This is a genomic window from Corynebacterium sp. 74A (assembly GCF_008930665.1).
GTDB classification, from domain to species: Bacteria; Actinomycetota; Actinomycetes; order Mycobacteriales; family Mycobacteriaceae; genus Corynebacterium; species Corynebacterium megadyptis.
Genome location: NZ_PQMG01000001.1, coordinates 581464 through 600028, shown reverse-complemented (window position 1 = coordinate 600028; position 18565 = coordinate 581464). Strand labels below are relative to the sequence as shown.

General features: G+C 62.3%; 18 protein-coding genes and 1 riboswitch. Of the genes, 8 read left to right on the top strand and 10 right to left on the bottom strand.

From position 1 onward, the window contains the following. Positions 1 to 39: 39 nt before the first annotated feature. Positions 40 to 747, bottom strand: coding sequence for a nicotinamide riboside transporter PnuC (gene pnuC, locus GBB11_RS02545; protein ID WP_151548922.1), 708 nt, complete (start codon positions 745 to 747; stop codon positions 40 to 42). Between the two features lie 149 nt (positions 748 to 896). Continuing rightward, positions 897 to 1022, bottom strand: a riboswitch (FMN riboswitch). A gap of 36 nt (positions 1023 to 1058) precedes the next feature. Beyond that, positions 1059 to 2114 carry a hypothetical protein gene (locus tag GBB11_RS02540; RefSeq protein WP_151548921.1) on the bottom strand — a complete coding sequence of 352 codons (1056 nt, stop codon included), beginning with the start codon at positions 2112 to 2114 and terminating at the stop codon, positions 1059 to 1061. A 444-nt stretch (positions 2115 to 2558) separates the two neighbouring features. Between GBB11_RS02540 and GBB11_RS02535 the strand changes: the two genes are divergently transcribed. After that, the gene (locus GBB11_RS02535; RefSeq protein ID WP_151548920.1) at positions 2559 to 2942 is read left to right on the top strand and encodes a DUF4282 domain-containing protein; all 384 of its coding nucleotides are present in this window, start codon (positions 2559 to 2561) and stop codon (positions 2940 to 2942) included. Between the two features lie 303 nt (positions 2943 to 3245). Here the strand turns inward: GBB11_RS02535 and GBB11_RS02530 are convergent, their stop codons facing one another. Next, positions 3246 to 4880, bottom strand: coding sequence for a peptide chain release factor 3 (locus GBB11_RS02530; RefSeq protein ID WP_151548919.1), 1635 nt, complete (start codon positions 4878 to 4880; stop codon positions 3246 to 3248). Here GBB11_RS02530 and GBB11_RS02525 point away from each other — a divergent pair. After that, on the top strand, positions 4879 to 5829 hold the full coding sequence (locus GBB11_RS02525; protein ID WP_192796277.1) for a Sir2 family NAD-dependent protein deacetylase: 951 nt from the start codon (positions 4879 to 4881) through the stop codon (positions 5827 to 5829). The genes GBB11_RS02530 and GBB11_RS02525 overlap by 2 nt on opposite strands. Positions 5830 to 5862: 33 nt before the next feature. On the opposite strand, the gene GBB11_RS02520 is transcribed toward GBB11_RS02525, so the two are convergent. Further along, positions 5863 to 6006: an excalibur calcium-binding domain-containing protein gene (locus GBB11_RS02520; protein ID WP_151548918.1), complete on the bottom strand. Its 144-nt coding sequence runs from the start codon at positions 6004 to 6006 to the stop codon at positions 5863 to 5865. A gap of 591 nt (positions 6007 to 6597) precedes the next feature. Between GBB11_RS02520 and GBB11_RS02515 the strand changes: the two genes are divergently transcribed. Next, a complete protein-coding gene (locus GBB11_RS02515; protein ID WP_151548917.1) occupies positions 6598 to 7986 on the top strand; it encodes an anaerobic C4-dicarboxylate transporter in 1389 nt (462 codons plus the stop codon). Positions 7987 to 8002: 16 nt separating this feature from the next. Here GBB11_RS02515 and pth (GBB11_RS02510) read toward each other — a convergent pair whose 3' ends face one another. Then, positions 8003 to 8668 (bottom strand): aminoacyl-tRNA hydrolase, encoded by a 666-nt coding sequence (pth, locus tag GBB11_RS02510; RefSeq protein ID WP_225979101.1) that lies wholly within the window; start codon positions 8666 to 8668, stop codon positions 8003 to 8005. A gap of 31 nt (positions 8669 to 8699) precedes the next feature. Between pth (GBB11_RS02510) and GBB11_RS02505 the strand changes: the two genes are divergently transcribed. The 3 genes from GBB11_RS02505 (at position 8700) to GBB11_RS02495 (ending at position 11675) form a co-directional block, all read left to right on the top strand. Continuing rightward, positions 8700 to 9701 (top strand): nitronate monooxygenase, encoded by a 1002-nt coding sequence (locus GBB11_RS02505; protein WP_151548915.1) that lies wholly within the window; start codon positions 8700 to 8702, stop codon positions 9699 to 9701. Positions 9702 to 9853: 152 nt separating this feature from the next. Beyond that, complete coding sequence (locus GBB11_RS02500; protein WP_151548914.1) at positions 9854 to 10033, top strand: hypothetical protein; 180 nt, start codon at positions 9854 to 9856, stop codon at positions 10031 to 10033. A gap of 187 nt (positions 10034 to 10220) precedes the next feature. Beyond that, positions 10221 to 11675 carry a glyceraldehyde-3-phosphate dehydrogenase gene (locus tag GBB11_RS02495; protein WP_151548913.1) on the top strand — a complete coding sequence of 485 codons (1455 nt, stop codon included), beginning with the start codon at positions 10221 to 10223 and terminating at the stop codon, positions 11673 to 11675. 101 nt (positions 11676 to 11776) lie between these two features. Here the strand turns inward: GBB11_RS02495 and GBB11_RS02490 are convergent, their stop codons facing one another. The 4 genes from GBB11_RS02490 to GBB11_RS02475 all read right to left on the bottom strand — a co-directional run bounded on the left by GBB11_RS02490 (position 11777) and on the right by GBB11_RS02475 (position 15610). After that, positions 11777 to 13258, bottom strand: coding sequence for a sodium/glutamate symporter (locus GBB11_RS02490; RefSeq protein ID WP_151548912.1), 1482 nt, complete (start codon positions 13256 to 13258; stop codon positions 11777 to 11779). Between the two features lie 414 nt (positions 13259 to 13672). Continuing rightward, a complete protein-coding gene (gene tpx / locus GBB11_RS02485; RefSeq protein WP_151530087.1) occupies positions 13673 to 14173 on the bottom strand; it encodes a thiol peroxidase in 501 nt (166 codons plus the stop codon). Positions 14174 to 14195: 22 nt separating this feature from the next. After that, entirely contained in the window at positions 14196 to 14849 is a 654-nt protein-coding gene (locus GBB11_RS02480; RefSeq protein WP_151548911.1) for a response regulator transcription factor, read from the bottom strand. Beyond that, positions 14846 to 15610 (bottom strand): sensor histidine kinase, encoded by a 765-nt coding sequence (locus GBB11_RS02475; protein WP_151548910.1) that lies wholly within the window; start codon positions 15608 to 15610, stop codon positions 14846 to 14848. Before GBB11_RS02475 ends, GBB11_RS02480 begins: the two co-directional genes overlap by 4 nt. Before the next feature lie 130 nt (positions 15611 to 15740). On the opposite strand from GBB11_RS02475, the gene GBB11_RS02470 reads away from it, so the two are divergent. Next, positions 15741 to 16487 (top strand): ABC transporter ATP-binding protein, encoded by a 747-nt coding sequence (locus GBB11_RS02470; protein ID WP_151548909.1) that lies wholly within the window; start codon positions 15741 to 15743, stop codon positions 16485 to 16487. Beyond that, entirely contained in the window at positions 16484 to 17980 is a 1497-nt protein-coding gene (locus tag GBB11_RS02465; RefSeq protein ID WP_151548908.1) for an FtsX-like permease family protein, read from the top strand. Before GBB11_RS02470 ends, GBB11_RS02465 begins: the two co-directional genes overlap by 4 nt. On the opposite strand, the gene pth (GBB11_RS02460) is transcribed toward GBB11_RS02465, so the two are convergent. Beyond that, positions 17977 to 18519, bottom strand: coding sequence for an aminoacyl-tRNA hydrolase (gene pth, locus GBB11_RS02460; protein WP_151548907.1), 543 nt, complete (start codon positions 18517 to 18519; stop codon positions 17977 to 17979). The two genes, GBB11_RS02465 and pth (GBB11_RS02460), sit on opposite strands and share 4 nt — an antisense overlap. Positions 18520 to 18565: the final 46 nt, after the last annotated feature.

Genomic DNA, 18565 nt, shown 5'->3' with positions numbered 1-18565 from the left:
ACAGGGCAGAGTAAGGGAATTCCCCCTGCTCTTGCAGAGTCAGGCTGCGCTGTGGGTGAGTTCTGTCTCGGTGGAAGCCGCACGGGTTTGGTTGCGGCGACGACGCTCCATACGGGACCACTCCACGAAGCCCCATGCCACGAACCCGCCATAGGCGAGGTAAAGCACGGCCGAGGGGTAGTAGCCTGCGGCGAGCAGCAGCGGCACACCGACGATGTCCACGCTGAGCCACAACAGCCAAAACTCGATCCAGCCCTTGGCCATGCCAAAGGTGGCCAGAAGAGAGCCGGAGAAGATCCACGCATCCGCCCACGGCCCCCACGAGCCAAGCGCGGAGAATATCTGGGCGCAGACTACGGTGCTGATCACCATGAAGGTGAGGATGGCGAGGCGTTGTCGCGGTGTGGCCCAGTGAGGCTCCACGGCGGCTTGGTCGGTGGAGCGATCCCGCTTGTTGAGGTTGCGCTGCCAGCCGTACCAGCCATAGGCGCTGACCACCAAGAACATCACTTGGCGAGCCGCCTGGCCATAGAGATCAAGGTTTTGCGGTGTGTGGAACACGCCACCGAGGAAGACGGTGAAGAGCAAAATATTGCCGATGATGCCCACCGGCCACGCCCATACGCGCCTTTTCAAACCAAAAATGGCGGAGCCAATGCCAAAAGCATTGCCGATGATTTCGCGCCACAGAATAGGAGCACCACCGATGATGACGGTGGCATCAAGAAGCTCGACTATAGGATTCATTCGCTGACCTACACGCTTTCATGTTTCGGTTGAGCAGAAAACAAATCCTCAGGTGAAACACAACATAGGTCAGCATCGCAGTAACCGCGCCCCGAGACTAAAAGCCACAGCATAAGTGGCAGTCTCGCTTAGCGCGGCGTGCACAGCGCCTAGGTTCTCTTCCATCCGGACTATTACCGTCGGTCCCGGAGTTTCACCGAGTCTGCTACAGCCGAAGCTGCGGCTCGTGGACTATCACCACCGGTGGGGAATTACGCCCCGCCCTGAGAACGTCTCTTACTATAGCGCGCGAGCGAGGGCGGGCACAGAAACTAGGTGGATGGAGGTTGGGACACGGGGGTAGTTCCATCGCTGCTAGGGGTACCCGAAGGGTTCTGTGGGCGTTGTGACGCTGGTCTGTCTGTTGCCAATCCAGGTGCCGCCGGCCGCGGTGGCATCGCCCCGCTGCGATAGAGCACACACCGCCTAGCGGTGTGGAGATCCCCAGTCAGCGCCGCGGACTGGGCGCCTTCGGCGCGCAGAAGCGCAGGGATGCCGTTGGTCTGTGCCATTTGGACGATCGCCGGATGAGCAGTCACGGAAGGATCCGTGGCGGGCGGGTAGTCGGTTGGCACTTGCTGGGCGTCGCGCAGCACATCGGCGAAGCTCATGCCGCGGCCATAATCCACCACGATGGACTCACGGGTGCTTACTCCCACGATCTGTCCAGCCACCCGCAGCTCATAGTGGCCCTCGCCGCAGGGCCGATAGTCGCATTCAAACAGCCGAGCCAGCCCATCGATGCTGCGTTCCATATCCGGTGAGGCTGGCATGAAAGCTCCAGCGTGAAAGAGTGTGCGATGAAAATCTGCGGCTGTGGGAGCGGGAACGGCCGCCATGATGGTGGCGCCATCGGCGGTGGGCAGATAGAGCACGGGGTCATTAGAAAAGAGTGTGCGTATCCCCGCCGCGAGTTCTTCCGCGGTGGCGAGGCTGCGATAGACGCGTGGTGCAGCGGCGGCGTCGGCCTCAGTCTCGTCTGTGAGCAGCCGTGTTGCGGTCTCAAGATCCAGCCCTGGTGGCCGGGGCGCTACCCATTCGTGCTCGAGTTCGGGGATGGCGAACTCCTCGGCCGCCTCCGCGATACGCGGGTGTAGCCACTGCCACATACCAGTGGGCAGGATCCTGGCGAGGCGCTGGCCGGTGATCTCAGTGGGGCGGTGCCCAGAGAAGCTCAGCCGGATCTGCACGTTCTCGCCGTCTGTATCGCCGGCCTCCACCGCAATCGCCGTGGATAGGGCGGGAAGGAAGGCGGCGTCGAGACAGGCTTGATGAAAGTAGCCGTCGGCGCGGAGTTCAGCAATGCTGCGAGGTGCGGGGATAGTCACAAGCCCGCATTCTACCTACCTTCCGTCTCCGAGCGGGATGCTTATCGACGCCACCCCGCCCCTCACCACCGCCGCGGTAGCAGAAGCACAGCCCCCACGTGAGAGTGAAGGCGGCGGGAAATGATTGACCCACTGACTATGTTCGTTAGCCTAAGCGCGCGTATATATACGCCATGAACGGCAATGTCGCGCCGCTGGCATTCATTCGATCTGAGAATCAGAGGGGATCATCCATCCATGAATAACCAGTATTCGCCCAACGACAACTAGGGCGAGCACAACCAGGGCGAGGAGAATCAGGGCGCGTTCTCGGCGGAGAACACCAACCAGCAGGCCAATCAGCAGCCTAACCAGCCCTTCGCCCAGCAGAGCACTCAGCAGGGCGCGGCCCCGTTCTACCCCTCCGCTGGGAACCAGCAGCCCAACGCCACCCAGCAGGGGCCGGTGGCTAGTTCAGACTCCACTGGCTTTCCGCAACTCAACGCCGTAGGGGCGGAGTCGAAGAACTTCCTGCAGGCGCTGTTTGATTTCAGCTTTTCGAGCTTAATCACCATCAAGTTCGCCAAGGCCATCCACCTGGCCAATATCGTTCTGGCGCTTCTGGGCTATGTGTTCTGGGTGTTTATCTGGCTGTTCTTGGCCTCGGATATTGGCGATTCGGATGTGAGCGCTATGGCGACCTTCTTCGCTATCATCGCCCTGCTCTTCGGGTGGGTTCCGGCGCTGCTGCAAATCGTGGGCGTGCGCCTGGCACTAGAGATGAACATCGCCCTAGTGCGTACGGCTCAGAACACCTCTGCGCTGCGCGAAGCCACCTTGGGGCGCTAAAGAAACGCATCCCGCACTGGGGGCTGCGACTCTGGGTGTGCCCCGTCCAGCAGCGGCACCCAATCTTTGCTCGTTCCCTGCACGCACGGGGTATTATCGCAGGGAGAACGAGTTCTGTCGAGGATAAAGGAGTGCCCCTATGTGCCGTCCTGTGCCGTGTCCCACCTGTGGTAAAACTACGTGGGCTGGGTGTGGTGAGCATATCGCCCAAGTAAAGGCGACGGTGCCGCCGGAGCAGTGGTGCGATGGTAAGCACGAGAGCCAGGCTCACTAGCGTCCCTGTACCCTAGCCTCGGTGTCGAGCTAGTCTGCCACCAGCGGGAAGAGTTCGAACTCGGGGTGTTCCTTCTCAATGAAGCTCAGACGCCACTTGTCGCCAAAGAGCGCGATGAGTTCGCCGTCGGTGCGGGTGAAGATCTCCACGCCGCGCTGCTTATTCAGCTCGGGCGCGGTGGCGGCGGTGGTGCGTCGCGCCACCGAGTAGGGGACCGGCTCGGTGATGGTCTCCACGTTGTATTCCACATCCATGCGGGCCTGCATCACTTCGAACTGCATGGGGCCGACAGCAGCCATAATGGGGGCGGCGTCGCCGCGGGCCTCGTTTTTCAGGATCTGCACCACGCCCTCGGAGTCCAGTTGTTCCAGCGCTTTGCGGAATTGCTTGTACTTGCCCAGGGTTTTCGCCCGCAGGGTGCGGAAGTGCTCGGGGGCGAACTGCGGCATGGGCGGGAATTGTACTTTCCGGCCGGCGTAGATGGTGTCGCCCGGGGCGAGCGAGCCGGCGTTGACGAGGCCGACAATATCGCCGGGATAGGCGGTGTCCACGGTGTCGCGGGTGCGGCCGAAGACGGTGAGCGCGTACTTGGTGGAGAAGCTGCGCCCGGACTGGGCGTGGGTTACTTGCATGCCGCGGTCAAATTCGCCGGAGACCACGCGCATGAAGGCGAGGGTATCGCGGTGCTTGCGATCCATGCCGGCCTGCACCTTAAAGACCACACCGGCGAAGTCGCTGTCCAGATCGCGGTGATCGTCGATGGCAGAGGTTGCGGCGGCCACCACGGCCGGGTCCGCGGAACGGGGTGCGGGCTGCGGCGCCAAGGCGCAGAGAGCGTCGAGGATCTGGTGCACACCGAAGTTGAGCATCGCCGAGGCGAAAATAGTGGGGGAGGTGGTGCACTCGAGGAAGAGCTCGGGATCATGCACCGCGCCATCGGCGGCCATGAGTTCTACTTCCTCGGCAGCAGTTTCCCACGCCATCTCTTCCTTGGCGGCGGCCTCCTCGGGGCTGTAGTGCTCCTCGGGGGCAATGGTGGAGCCCCCGGCGGTGCGCAGGAAGTGAATGTATTCCTCCGCCTCGCCATCAGAGTTGATGCGGGCCAAACCTCGGAAATCACCGGCAGCGCCCACTGGCCAGAACAAGGGGGTGGGTTGTAGCCCGATTTCGGAGACGATCTCATCCATCAATTCCAGCGGCTCTTTACCCACGCGGTCCCATTTGTTCACCACGGTCACAATGGGCAGGCCGCGGGCCTTACACACGCGGAAGAGCTTGAGGGTTTGGGGCTCGAGGCCCTTGGCGCCGTCGATAAGCATCACCGCGGCATCCACGGCGGTGAGCACGCGATAGGTGTCCTCAGAGAAGTCGGCGTGGCCGGGGGTGTCCACCAGGTTAATCATGTAGGGCTCGCCCTGGTGGCCTTCGGGCGCGTACTCGAATTGCAGAGCGGAGCTGGCGACAGAGATGCCGCGCTCCTTTTCCATATCCATCCAGTCGGAGACGGTGGCTTTGCGCCCAGCCTTGCCGTGCACCGCGCCGGCTTCGGCGATCATGTGCGCGTGCAGCGCCAACGCCTCGGTCAGGGTGGATTTACCGGCGTCGGGGTGTGCGATCACGGCGAAGGTTCTGCGGCGCGAGGCCTCGTCAACTACTCTGCTCATGGTGTTTCATCTTAACGCCTCGGTGTCTGAATCAATCGCTCGCACACATGCCTCCGCGGTGCGTTCGATTCAGCGCGTAGTGGATGAGACGGCTCCGCCCACCCCGCCTGCGGAGGCGGTGGCACAGATCGCGGAGCTCTTCGCCGGCGGGCGCGCCGCTGCGCTCACCGGCGCGGGGGTGTCCACGCCCTCTGGCATTCCGGATTATCGCGGGCCGCAGGGCTCGCTCGCCCGCTCGCGGCCGATGACCTATCAGGAGTTTCGCTATGATCGCGCCGCCCTGCACCGCTACTGGGCGCGGGCCTTTGTGGGGTGGCGGCACATGGCCGCAGCTCGGCCGAACTCGGTGCACTATCAGCTGGTGGAGCTAGAAGCTGCGGGCCTGATCACTGGGGTGATTACCCAAAACGTTGATGGCCTCCACCGCGCCGCCGGCAGCACAAGCCTGGTGGAACTCCACGGCGATCTCTCCCGCATCGAGTGCTTGAGCTGCGGGGAAATCATGCCACGAACGCTTATCGACGCTCGCCTGCAGGCCGCTAATCCTGGCTATATTGAGCGCGCCGAGGCTAGCCGCGGCGCGGTGAATCCCGATGGCGATGTGGCTCTTGCAGAGGAGACCGTCGGGAGTTTCCATCTCGTGGGCTGCCCCCACTGTGGGTCTCAGCTGCTCAAACCCCATGTGGTCTACTTCGGCGAACCGGTGAACCCGAAGAGGAAGGCGGCGGCCCATGCCCTAGTGGAGGAGGCCGATTTCCTGCTGGTGGCTGGCTCCTCTCTGGCGGTGATGAGCGGCTATCGTTTCGCCATCGAGGCGCAGCGCGCCGGGAAGCCGGTAGTGGTGATTAATGGCGGGCCAGGGCGAGCCGATGATCGCGCCGAGGTGCTGTGGCGCAGCGATGTGCAGCAAGCCTTCGCAACACTCATTGACGCCACGGGGTTGGCCTAGAGCCTTCATCTACGTAGAGGCAGAGTGCTGCTGCTATTCGCAGGCGATGCCATCTCCCTCGCGGTCAAGCTTGGGACTGTATCCCGGATCGCCCTTGCACAGTGGCGCGGCGCCGGCTGCCCGAGCTACTGTGTAGTCGCCTGTGCGGGAACGGGCCTGGGTGCTGATGTGGTTCACACTCTACTTCTTGGTGTTGGGGACGTGTTTTTGCGGGCGTGCGAGATGGGTGGTACTCGTCTCCGTATCCAATGAGCTGGTTACCGTCGAAGTCGCTACTTTCATCCTCATGGAATGGGCTGCTGTTAGCGGCTGCATTTTCTAGGATGCCCGCACTATAAAGAGCTGGGGGAGACACTCGGGTGGGGCGGTCGGAACACCTCAGCGGGCAGATATGTTGTGGATGTCGATCGAGCGCTGACATAGAGCGCTACGAAAGTCGTCTCACTATTCTCTAGGGGCCGGCACGGGCACGGCAGACAATGCACGTTAACGCGGCCATCTTTGATGGCCGCAGGAGTGGATTATGTGATCAGCCGCATCGCCGGTGCCGCAAGCACTGACGCCGGTCAGGGCAGCGAGAACGGTGGCACAGCGAGCCCCCGGATGCAGGTAGGCGACTCACGCCTAGACATCCCACCTCCTACTGGCCTAGCCTTGAGGTTGCGCTGTTATCTCACAGCTGGGCCTAGAAAACGAGAGTGCACAGGTCTGATCGTGGGATTGAAGGTGCGTGTAGAAGCTGTTCATCCCCTAGTGAGAGGCAGTGTCATGCTTTCTGGGTTCCTCGATCCCACGTCCACTCTTGCGATCGTGTTGCAAGTCGCGATCATTCTCTTCTGTCTTCTTCTCGGCACCCGCTACGGCGGAATCGGGCTCGGCCTGATCTCTGGGCTCGGGCTGATGGTGCTGGTCTTCCTTTTTGGTTTGGTGCCTGGCGAGCCACCTGTATCGGTGATGCTCACGATTATCGCGGTGATTGGCTGCGCATCCACCTTGCAACAGTCCAAGGGCTTGGATGTGATGATGCAATTCGCCGAGCGGCTGTTGCGCACCAAGCCGCACTTGATCACGATTCTTGCGCCGCTAACCACGTGGACACTCACAGTGCTGTGTGGCACCGGCCACGTCGTGTACACGATGTTTCCCATCATCGAAGACATCGCGGTGAAGAAGAAGATCCGTCCCGAGCGGCCCATGGCTGCGGCGTCCACTGCGGCGCAGATGGGTATCACCGCCTCGCCGGTCTCGGTGGCCACGGTATCTCTTGCCTCAATCTTGGCCGAGAAAGCTGGGGTAATCGATCAGGCTTTTTCCATCCCGCAAATCCTCTCGGTGGCGCTGCCGGCTTCTCTGAGCGGTGTGTTGCTGGCCGCGTTGTGGTCCACGCGCCGCGGCAAGGACCTCGATGATGATCCTGAGTTCCAGCAGCGGCTACAAGATCCCGAGTTCGCCGAGACGATGCGCAGCGGCAACACCTCGCTGCTTTCGCAAACCTTCGATACAAGCGCCTACCGTGCGGTGGCGGTGTTCTTCTCTGCGATTACTGTGGTGGTGCTGTTGGGTGCCGTTGAGGGGCTACGGCCCAGTTTCCCCACCGAGGATGGGGTGATGAAACCGCTATCGATGAATCTCGTGATTCAGATGGTGATGCTGGTGGCCGGTGCTATCATCCTGCTGTGGTGCGAGGTGGATAAGACGAAGATCGCCAATACCACCGTGTTCAAAGCGGGTATGACGGCGGTGTTCTCCGTCTTCGGTGTGGCCTGGATGGCGGATACCTTCTTCAGTACTCACATCGACGCACTCAAAGACGGCCTAGGCGATGTAGTGGCGTCCGCGCCGTGGACCTATGCCTTGGTGCTGCTCATTGTGTCCAAACTGGTCAACTCCCAAGCTGCGGCGTTGGTGGCTATCGCGCCTTTGGGCTTGAGCCTCGGAGTGGATCCGGTGCTCATCGTCGGCTTCTACGGGGCGGCCTACGGTTACTGGATCCTGCCCACCTATCCATCAGATCTGGCGTGCATCGGCTTTGATCGCACCGGCACCACTCGGATCGGGAAGTTCGTGATTAACCATTCCTTCCTCATCCCGGGTGCCATCAGTGTGGCTACCTCCTGTGTGGTGGGCTCGCTGCTTGCCCAACTCATCCTCGGATAGACGGTGGAGATCCACGCTAGCGCCGGTTGGTCGTATTCTGCGCGGCGCTGAGCGAGTCGGTGGCTGCCAACCAGGCCCCCTCGGCGGCCCGGGCAATGGCCTGCTCCATCTCTGGAGACGGATCGATAGGTCCCAGCACCCACACGGGGATGGCTACCGGTTCGCTCTGTGGCGGACGGCCGATGCCGATGCGCACCCGCACATAGTCCCGGGTACCCAAAGTGGCGCTGAGCGATTTCAGCCCGTTGTGGCCGTTTTCATTGCCTCCGCGTTTGATTTTCACCGTCCCAGCGGGAAGATCCAGCTCATCGTGGATCACGATCACGTGGTCGGCGTCCAGCTCCAGGTGGCGTTGGAGAGCCTCGATAGCCTCGCCCGAGTTATTCATATAGGTATGCGAGCGGGCCAGCACAATGCTGCGGCCCTCATGCTCCAGTGCGGCGATGCTTAAGGGGGCACCGGCGACCGGGGTGAGGATATCGCCGCGCTGCGCCAAGATGTCATCGAGAGCCATGTAGCCCACGTTGTGGCGGGTGGCCTCATAGTTACTACCGGGGTTGCCTAGTCCTAGAATCAGGTAATCGATGCGCTCGGGCAGGCTCGTGGTGGGGGTGGGAGTCCGCGAGCCGAGGCGAGCGAAGAAGGAGCGGAGGGAGTCGCTGAGGTTTTCAAATCCGTGCACGCATCGATTCTTGCACATAGGCTCAACGGCTATGAGTTACCTCCTGCACGATCGAACTATCACCCTCATTGCCGCGCCCATGGCGGGTGGGCCATCGACCCCACAGCTGGCGGCGTCGTTGTGGACTGCGGGTCACCTCGGCTTCCTCGCGGCGGGGCGCGCCAGTGCTGAGGCCTTGCGGGAGGATATGCGCACTGCCGCAAAGCTAGCCGGCGGGCTGAACGTGGGCGTCAACCTTTTCGCCCCGCACCCGCGGCCGCGCTATCTCGAGACCCACTCAGAAGAGCAGTGCGTCGCCGAGCTGGGCAGCCGTTGGAAGCCTGAGGTGGACTACAGCTTCGGCTGGGAGGAGAAATTCGCGGCCGTGCTCGAGGCGAGGCCGCTGGTGGTGAGCTCCATGTTTGGCTACTTTTCCGCAGCGGAGGTGCAGCAGGCCCGGGAGCGCGGGATTGAAACGTGGGTGACTGTGACCAGCCCCGACGAAGCCCGCCAAGCTCAGCCGGTGGGCGCGGATGCGGTGATCGTGCAGGCAGCCGCCGCCGGCGGCCACCGCGGCACGTGGAATCAGGAGGACGAGCCCACCACCATGGGCCTGCCGGAGCTATGTTCCGCCGTCGCGGCCGTCTGCGAGCTGCCGCTCATCGCCGCCGGTGGGCTGAGTACCCCAGAGGCTGTGGCGGATGCCCTAGCGCTCGATGGCGTGGTGGCGGTGTCCTGTGGCACTGCCTTCCTCTTGGCCGAGGAAGCCGGCACTTCCGAGAGTAATCGTGCGATTCTGCGCGAGGGCCAGCTGCGCACCGCTGCAACTCGCGCCTTCACTGGGCGAGTGGCCCGTGGGGTGATAACTGGTGTGAACGAACATGCTGCGGTCACCATGCCGCCGGTGTTCCCGCACCTCGCTCCTGCCCCAGTGGGGCAGAAGGCGAACAGGGCCTGGGCCTATTGCCTCGCAGGGGAAGGAGCGAACGACTGCCTCGAGGCCCCTGCCGCCGAGATCGTGCGGCAGCTTACTTCCCTCGCCATCCCCCGCTAAGACCGCTGGTTGATTCCCGCATCCTGTGTCACTAAGGTCAGCTACACTTTCACTAGTTAAGGCTACGGTAATTAGGCCGGTTGTCTGTGAATCGCGGGGACGTGGCGCTAGATGGCGTCGATAAGCGTCAATACGCGCGGAGGAGGGCAAGTATGAAGCTGGAGAAGGTTCGCCGCAACTTGGAGAAGGGCAAGACGAAGAAGAAGTGTTGCCGTTCTAAGAAGCGCTGCTGCTCGTGTCCGGTGGTGTGCCATCGGCTACGCAAGGACAATGCCTTGGATTTGGATGATAAGGCGCTGAAGAAGGCGATCGCCAAGGCGCGTAAGTGGTAGTGCGGATCACAGCCGAGTAGGGGGTGGCTCACATCCGAGCGTCCGGATAGGGGAAAACAGACATAAATCTCCCCCGAGGGGTGAGAAAGTGGGGTGAAAACGGCCCCCTGAAAACCACATCTTCGCTACCGTTTGAGGTGGACATTGAACCATTCACCCATCACTAGCGGAGGATAAGAACTTCACTATGCCCGACGCCCACACCCCCAACCCCAGCGACTGGAGCAAGCGCATCGAGCTCGCGGAGCAGATGATCCCACTGATCGGCCGCCTACACCGCGAGAAGAATGTGGTTACCTCGATCTTCGGCCGTCTGCTGGTGAATCCGTCGGACATCGAGATCATCAAGATGCACCGCTATGCGCGCCGTGTGGTGGAGCGCGAGCTGCCTTTGGAAGACACCTTGCCCGTCTTCCAGACCTTGCTTGAGCTGGATCTCGGTACTGCCTCCATTGACGTGGCCCGCCTAGCCATCGGGCACAAGAAGCACGGTGGCGATTTGCGCGCCTATCTGGAGGAGCAGCTGGCGGATGTGATCGGTGATAAAGGCACCGATGTGCAGCGCGATGTGGTGCTCTATGGCTTCGGCCGTATTGGTCGGCTGTTGGCCCGCATCCTTGTGGCCCGTGAGGCCCAGGGGCGTGGCACCCGCCTGCGCGCTGTGGTGGTGCGTAAGAAGTGTGCGGATGACATCGCCAAGCGCGCGTCGCTGCTGCGCCGTGACTCCATCCATGGCGCCTTCGAGGGATCGATCACCATCGATGAGGAGAAGGAAATCATCTGGGCCAATGGCACCCCCATTCAGATGATCTACGCCAATAGCCCCGAAGAGGTGGACTATACCGCCTATGGCATCAACGACGCCATCGTGGTGGACAACACCGGTGTGTGGCGTGACCGCGCTGGGCTGTCCCAGCACCTCAAGTCCAAGGGTGCATCCAAGGTGCTGCTCACCGCCCCGGGCAAGGGCGATATCAAGAACATCGTCTACGGCATCAACCACACCGATATCGAGGACTCGGACGAGGTCCTCTCCGCCGCGTCCTGCACCACCAATGCCATCACCCCGGTGCTCAAGGCCATCGATCACCGTTATGGCGTGGAGTTTGGTCACGTGGAAACCGTGCACTCCTTCACCAATGATCAAAACCTGATCGATAACTTCCACAAGGGCGAGCGCCGCGGCCGTGCCGCCACCTTGAACATGGTGCTCACCTCTACCGGCGCGGCGAAGGCCGTAGCGAAGGCCCTGCCGGAGCTCGAGGGCAAGCTCACCGGCAATGCCATTCGTGTGCCTACTCCGGATGTATCCATGGCGGTGCTGAACCTCACCATGAAGAAGGACGTGGATGCCGATGAGGTGAATAACTACCTGCGCACCGTGTCGCTGAAGTCCGAGCTGCGTCAACAGATCAACTACATCAAGTCCCCTGAGGTGGTGTCGAATGACTTCATCGGCTCCACTCATGCCGGCATCGTCGATGGTCTGGCCACCATCGCCACCGGCAATCACTTGGTGCTGTATGTGTGGTACGACAACGAGTTCGGCTACTCTAACCAGGTGATTCGCATCGTGGAGGAGATTGCCGGCACCCGTCCGCGCGTCTATCCTCCGCGTCGCGAGCTCTCTGAGTTGGACTAGCCCCGCAGAAATAAGCGCCCCACCTTCGGTTTCGGGTGGGGCGCTTGTTGCGCTTATCGATGCTCACTCGGCGGGCTCTGCACCGCGGCAGGTGTCATGGCCTAGACCGGCTCGGGCGAGGAGCCAGATTCTTGCTTGCGCTGCACCAGCTTCGCAGCATGCGGGTCCTTGCTCTTTTTAGCCCAATAGAGCAAGCTCCACGCCACGGAGGCGATAAATAGCGCCAGCATGGGGCCTAAAATCCAGCCGGGGCCGAACTGGTAGATGATCGGCACTGCGAGAGCAGTAATCACGCCGCCGCCGAAGAAGGGCTCGAATACCAGCTGCTTATAACCGAAGGCCTCGAATGCGGGGCTTTCGCTATCAGGGTCGGCGATGCGCATGAGGATCAGTCCCGTCGCGGTCACACCCATGGACTGGCCGAAATCGCCGATACCGCGCTCGAGCCAATAGGAGGGGATAGCGCGCGGCACCAGCCACAGCAAGATGACGACGTTGATGATGATGCCGCCCACGCACAGCAGCACGAAGGGCCAGAAGTTATCCGCGATCGCCTGCAAAGAAATGGTGGCCAAGGCGGCCGCGATGAGCAGATCCAGCGCCAAGCCCTGCAGGCGCAGCATCATATTGGAATCCACCAGGTAGTCATAGCCGGTCTTATTCAGCAGGATCTGCACGATAATGCCGCCGATCATAGCGATCGGGAACAGCGGGACATAGCGCAACAGCTCCACCTGATCTGCCCACAGCATCTGCTCCACCCACTGCAGGAACTCGAGGATGCAGATACCGATGAGGATGGACAACCCAATGAACGCGGCATGCAGGGACAGTGGCTCGATAGAGGAGGGGCGAGAGGTCATCATCGCAGCGGTGTACTGCTCATCGCGGCGGAAGAGGCCACGCTGTTCTTCGAGAGAGCGGTCCTTGACCTCGGTGACGATGGTGGTGCGGCCGGTGCGGATAGCCCAGTTGATCACGCCCACGCCGATCACGATGCCGCCCACGAGGCCCACGGTGGCCACGGCCACGGCGAGATCGCCGCCTTCGGGGAAACCCACCTCGTGGAAGACGTCGATCATGCCGGCGGCGGTGCCGTGCCCGCCCTCAAAGCCGATTTCGATGAGCGCACCCGCCATGGGTGACATCCCAAAGAGGGGAGCCAGCACCAGCATGGCAAGCAGCATGCCCACCACATACTGGCCAGAGGCGAAGGCCACGCCCACCGAGAGCTGCGGGCCGGCCAAGTGATAGACCTCTTTGGGCTTGGGCAGCTTTTGGCCCAAGAAGAGGGTGGCGAAGACGACAGAGATCAACAGCCCCGGCAGGGTCTTCCACACGCTGAGCATGTCCTCGCCAAAGAGGCCTCCCGCCTGCAGATACTCTGTGGCGGTAGTCTCGCCAAACCAGCCAGCGATGGTGCCCAGCACCTCGGGGCCGAGAAGCAGGGCGAGGGTGCCAGCAATGATAGAGCTGGGCAGGAAGAGGTTCTGCGTCCACCGAACGCGCATACGCACGACCTTGCCCACGAAGAGCACGACTAAGAGCACGACGAGCGCAAAGCCAACGGAGTTGGGGGTCATGGCTGAGGACATCTCCTTTTCTATTTTCCAGGGTGCACATGTGGCGCACCGCACACAACATGAGAGTTATGAAGTACCTTAGCCTGTGCTGTGCGGAATGAATAGAAAAGCTGATACGGCCACGAGAACGCAGGGGTGTTGTCCCTGCAACGTCTCCGTCGACAAGGCCACTGAGACCCGCGTCGATGAGGCGACAGGCGTACGCACTGCGTGCTGCGGAGGGCGTATGGGTGAGCGGCCATTCCACTGTAGGTGGTGCATGCTTTCCACCCCGTGGCTGCGCCGCTGTCGGTGAACACCGTGGCTATTGTGATTCCGTGCTCGGCGAAGCCGGAGACACAAAGACCCGCCTCATCCTCGCACGGCAGGCTGGAATAAGGCGGGTAGAATCGGGGCACTGCGCCGAAAGCGTGCTTAGCGCAGCGCCGCGAGAGCAGCCTCGTAGTCCGGTTCGGTGGCGATCTCCTCTACCAGCTGGGAGTGCAGCACGGTGCCCTCGCCATCTACGACGATCACGGCGCGAGCCAGCAGCTGGGCCAGCGGGCCATCGGTTTGCACCAGGCCGAGGTTATCGCCGAAGCCACGGCGGAAGTCCGAGGCCACCTGCACGTTCTCCAAGCCTTCGGCACCGCAGAAGCGAGCCAAGGCGAAGGGCAGATCGCGGGAGACATTGACCACCACGGTGTTGTCCAGCCCCGCGGCGAGCTCATTGAACTGGCGCACGGAGGCGGCGCAGACGCCGGTATCCACCGAGGGGAAAATGTTGAGCACCACGCGGCGCCCAGCGAAATCAGCATTGGTGACAGTCTCGAGCGAGTCATTCGTCAGCGAGAACTCGCCGAGACGCGAGCCCACCTCGGGCAGCTCGCCGGAGACGGTGACGGGGTTTCCTTTAAAAGCAGTATGAAGAGTCATGTCTCCTTTGTACCCGAATACCTCAGACACCGACGTCCGAGAGATAACGCAGCACCGCTTTCACGCGGCGGTTGTCCTCCTCGGGGGAGAGCCCCAGCTTCTGAAAAATCGCGGCAATATGTTTCGCCACCGCCGCGCCTGAGACCACGAGACGGCTGGCGATCTCCGGATTGGATAATCCCTGAGCCATGAGCGCCAGCACCTCACTTTCCCGGGCGGTGAGATCACTCATGCCCTGCTGGGAATGCACCATGGCCTGGGCTACCTGCGGATCAATCACCATGCCACCGGCGGCCACCGTGCGCAGCGTACGGATGAAATCAGCGACATGCCCCACCGAATCCTTCAGCACATAGCCGGTGCCGGCCACGCCCCCAGCCATCTCCAGCACGGTGCGGGCATAGGCCGGCGCCACATACTGGGAACAGACCACGATGCCCAGCTCGGGGTAGCGCTGTCGCACCGCCACGGCCGCGTGCAGGCCGTCATCGCTCATCGACGGCGGCATGCGGACATCCGTGACCAATAGGCTGATCTCCGCGGAGTGGGCGTCGATAAGCGGCATGACCTCCTCGGCCGAGGAGCACTGCGCGAGCACATGAAAGCCCTGGCGTTCCAGCATGGCTGCCAAGGACTCCCGCAGCAGGCCGGAATCATCGGCTAAGACGATATTCATAGCGAGTGATCCTTTCTCTCCGCAGTAGAGCTGAGGGTGCCGAGCACGATGCCGGACTCCCCGCGATGCAGCAGTAGCGGCACATCCGCCACCACCTGGGTGGGCCCGCCCGGCGGCGAGTTCACCTCCATCGTGCCCCCGAATGCCGCCAAACGTTCCTTGATACCGTGCAGGCCACCACCGGGCACGATATGGGCGTCACCTGGGCCGGTATCTAGCACCGAGATCCGCAGCCCGGAATCGACCGTGATCAACACATCCACCCGCGCCTCGGGGGCGTATTTGCCGATATTGCTCAACGCCTCAGACACAAAAAAATACCCGCAGGCCAAGACCCCCTCCGGCAGGGTGGGAAGCGGATGTGGGCAGGTCAGCGAGGAACGCAGCGGCATCGACTGCAGCAGCTCCTCCACCGCAGCCACCAAGCCGGCGTCGCTGAGCATGTGCGGATGAATCCCGCGCACCGTATTCCGCAAGGCCGCCAGCCCCTCATCCAGATTGCGGTGGGCCTGCTCTAAGAGGGCACGCAGCTGCGGATTATTCTCCACCGCGGGATCCAGCTCGGCCTCTCCCAGCGCCATCGCCGCCGCGACGAAGGACTGCTGGGCACCATCGTGCAGGTCCCGCTCAATGCGCCGCCGCTCCACCTCATAGGCATCCACGATGGTGCGACGAGAATCAATCAGCTCGCGGATCTCCTCATCGCGGCCGCGTCGAGGCGCAGCGGCTCGGGTGCGGAATCGGGGAAACAAACCTGCCATGGCTCCCATTCTAAAAGGGCCGCCGGCTGCGATCGCCGTGCTGGCGGCGGTGGGGGTAGTGCTAGGACTACGTGGAAAACTAGCCTCTAGGGTATTGGGAAATGCCAGCGTAGAGCCTTGAATTAGAGATATGACAACACACTCACTACTCAGCGCGCAGAATCTGTCTAAGAGCTTTGGCGCCGAACATGTACTCCACGACATCTCCCTCGAGATCGGCGCCGGCGAGGCAGTGGCCGTCATGGGTCCCTCCGGCTCCGGTAAATCGACACTGCTGAACTGCCTCGCTGGGGTGCTGGTGCCGGATGCGGGATCGGTGATCTACAACCAGCGTGATATCACCACCATCAGCGACACCGAGCGTTCACGCATCCGGCTGCACGATTTCGGCTTCGTATTCCAGGACGGCCAGCTCATCCCAGAGCTCAGCAACCGCGAAAACGTGGCCATGCCGCTACAGCTGCGGGGCAGCTCGCGTCGCGAAGCGCTGCGCCAGGCCGATGAACTACTGGCGAAGCTGGGCATGAGCGGCCATGGCGGCAAGCTGCCCGGCGATATCTCCGGCGGGCAAGCCCAGCGCGTGGCCGTAGCCCGCGCCATCGCCGGTGAACCGACGATCATCTTCGCCGATGAACCCACCGGCGCTCTCGACCAAGCCACCGGACACGAGGTGATGCAGCTACTCACCGCCTTGGTAGAACGCAGCGGCTCCACCCTGCTCACGGTGACCCATGACAGCAATGTGGCGCAGTGGTGCGACCGGCTCATCGAGATCCGCGATGGGCGGGTACACACGGACCGGCCCATCGATGGCTCGCGTACCCGCACCGCCACCGCCCACGCGGCTTTGCGACGCAGCGCCGGGGAGGGGCAATGATGAACCCCACCACAGCCTCCTCCACGGCGCCCACCAGCGCCCCACAGCCGCAGCGGGTGTATCGTGGCGCGGCGAATCTGCGCTCGATTGCCTACCAGGTATTTTCCGCGCGCATGCGCCGGCGCGATGGCTCAGGGCTCTTGACGCTCTTGTCGGTCGCAGCGTTTACCGCGGTGACCGCAATCGTGATGATCGTGGCCTCCGGCACGTGGATGTTTGTCTATCGCGAACAGCACCCGCGCGAACTCGCGGTCCAAGCCATCGCTGCGGATTCGACGATGTCGACGCTCCTCGGGTTTTATGTATTCCTCGCTGGTTTCGCCTGCGCCCTGCTGATCTTCCCCGTACTCTCGCTTACCAGCTCAGCCACCCTGTTGGGGGCCCGGATGCGGGAACGCCGACTGGCCTGCTTCCGCCTGCTCGGGCTCTCCCGCGCGGAAGTCAATCGCATGGGCCTGATCGATACCCTCGTGCAGGCCGCGGTGGGTGTGGTGCTGGGCACGGGCGGAACATTGCTCTTGCTGCCGTTCTTTCAACGCCTGTCCTTTCAAGGAGATACGGTGCGCTATGAGGAAATCCTGGCGCCGTTGTGGCTCTATGCACTGCTCGATATTGCGCTGCTAGGTTTTGTCACGCTCTCGGCGTGGTGGAGCCTGGTACGGATCAATATTTCGCCCCTGGGGGTATCGCGTCGTTCCACACCGCGGGCCCTGCGTTTTTGGCGGATCGCCGTGCTTATTGCCGCCATCGGATTGTTCCTGCTCACGCCCGCACCGCGGCTGAGTTCTGGTCCGGCCCAATACGCCAAATCTGTGGCGGTGATTGTGGTGTTCCTGCTCAGCGTGGATCTGGTGATGCCGCTGGTGATGCAGCTGGCGTCGCGGCTATTCGCCCGAGCCCCGTGGCTGCTGGTCAGCTGGCCGGCCCGCCGGATAGCGCTGGAACCGGTAAAAGCCTGGCGACGCGTCTCCGGAGTGGCAGCCGTCTCGCTCATCGTGGCGGTTCTTGCCTCCGCACCCTTTCAGAACCCCAGCGACCCTAATATCCAAGACGCAGTCACGCAGATGTTTGTTGAGTTTGACAGGGACATCACGACCGGCGTGATATTCACCATCTCCTTCACCTTCATTCTGGCCGGTATTTCCGCGATGATGAATCAATGCTCCGCTGAGTTCGAACGCGCGCCCCAAACCCTGGCGCTGCACAAGATGGGCGTGCCCAATCGCGTCGGGCTGGCTGTCTCGTGGCTCGAGATGCTCGGCCCCCTCGTGGGTACCTGTGTGATGACCTTCATCTTCGGCCGCATCCTCTTTTTGCCCTATTCCAGCTATCAGGAATTCACTGACACCGATCCCACCGTTTTCGAACACCCCGCCTCATGGATCGCTATTGTCGTTGCCGGTGTGGTGGTGATGGTGGTGGCACTGAGTGTGACTCTGCCGGTGCGCTCGCGAGTGCTCGCCGGGGCGAAACGGGTGCGCCGTGCCGACTAGCCAGTGACGCTCTGCTCGATCAGATCGGCTGCATCGCTGCACACAAAGGGCAGCTCGCGGCGCTCACGGGTACTGAAGGGCTTGAGCACAAAGCTCGCCGGTGCCTGGGAGCCCGGCGGGCGCCCGATGCCCACCCGAATGCGCGGAAAGTCCTGAGTTCCCAACGCTTGGGCGATCGAGCGCAGCCCATTATGGCCGGCCATGCCGCCGCCCATCTTGTGCGCGACCTGGCCAAAATCGAGCTCCATATCGTCGTGCACCACCAGGATCTTGCTCGGGGGGAGCGAGAAGAAACGCGCCAAGGCCTGCACCGGCCGGCCGCTGAAGTTCATCGCACACAGTGGCTTGGCCACGATGAGCCGCTGCTGGCCCAGACGCAGCTCCGCGATCTGCGTGCCGGATTTTTTATGCACGCTAAAGCGTGACGACGCCATCCCGCGGCCCGCCAACTCATCGGCCACCATGAACCCGATATTGTGGCGGGTCTCGGCGTATTTAGAGCCTGAGTTTCCCAGCCCAACCACGATAAAACTTTCCATGTTTCCTCACCCTAGTAGCAGCGATACCGCCGCGGTTTCCGAGCCT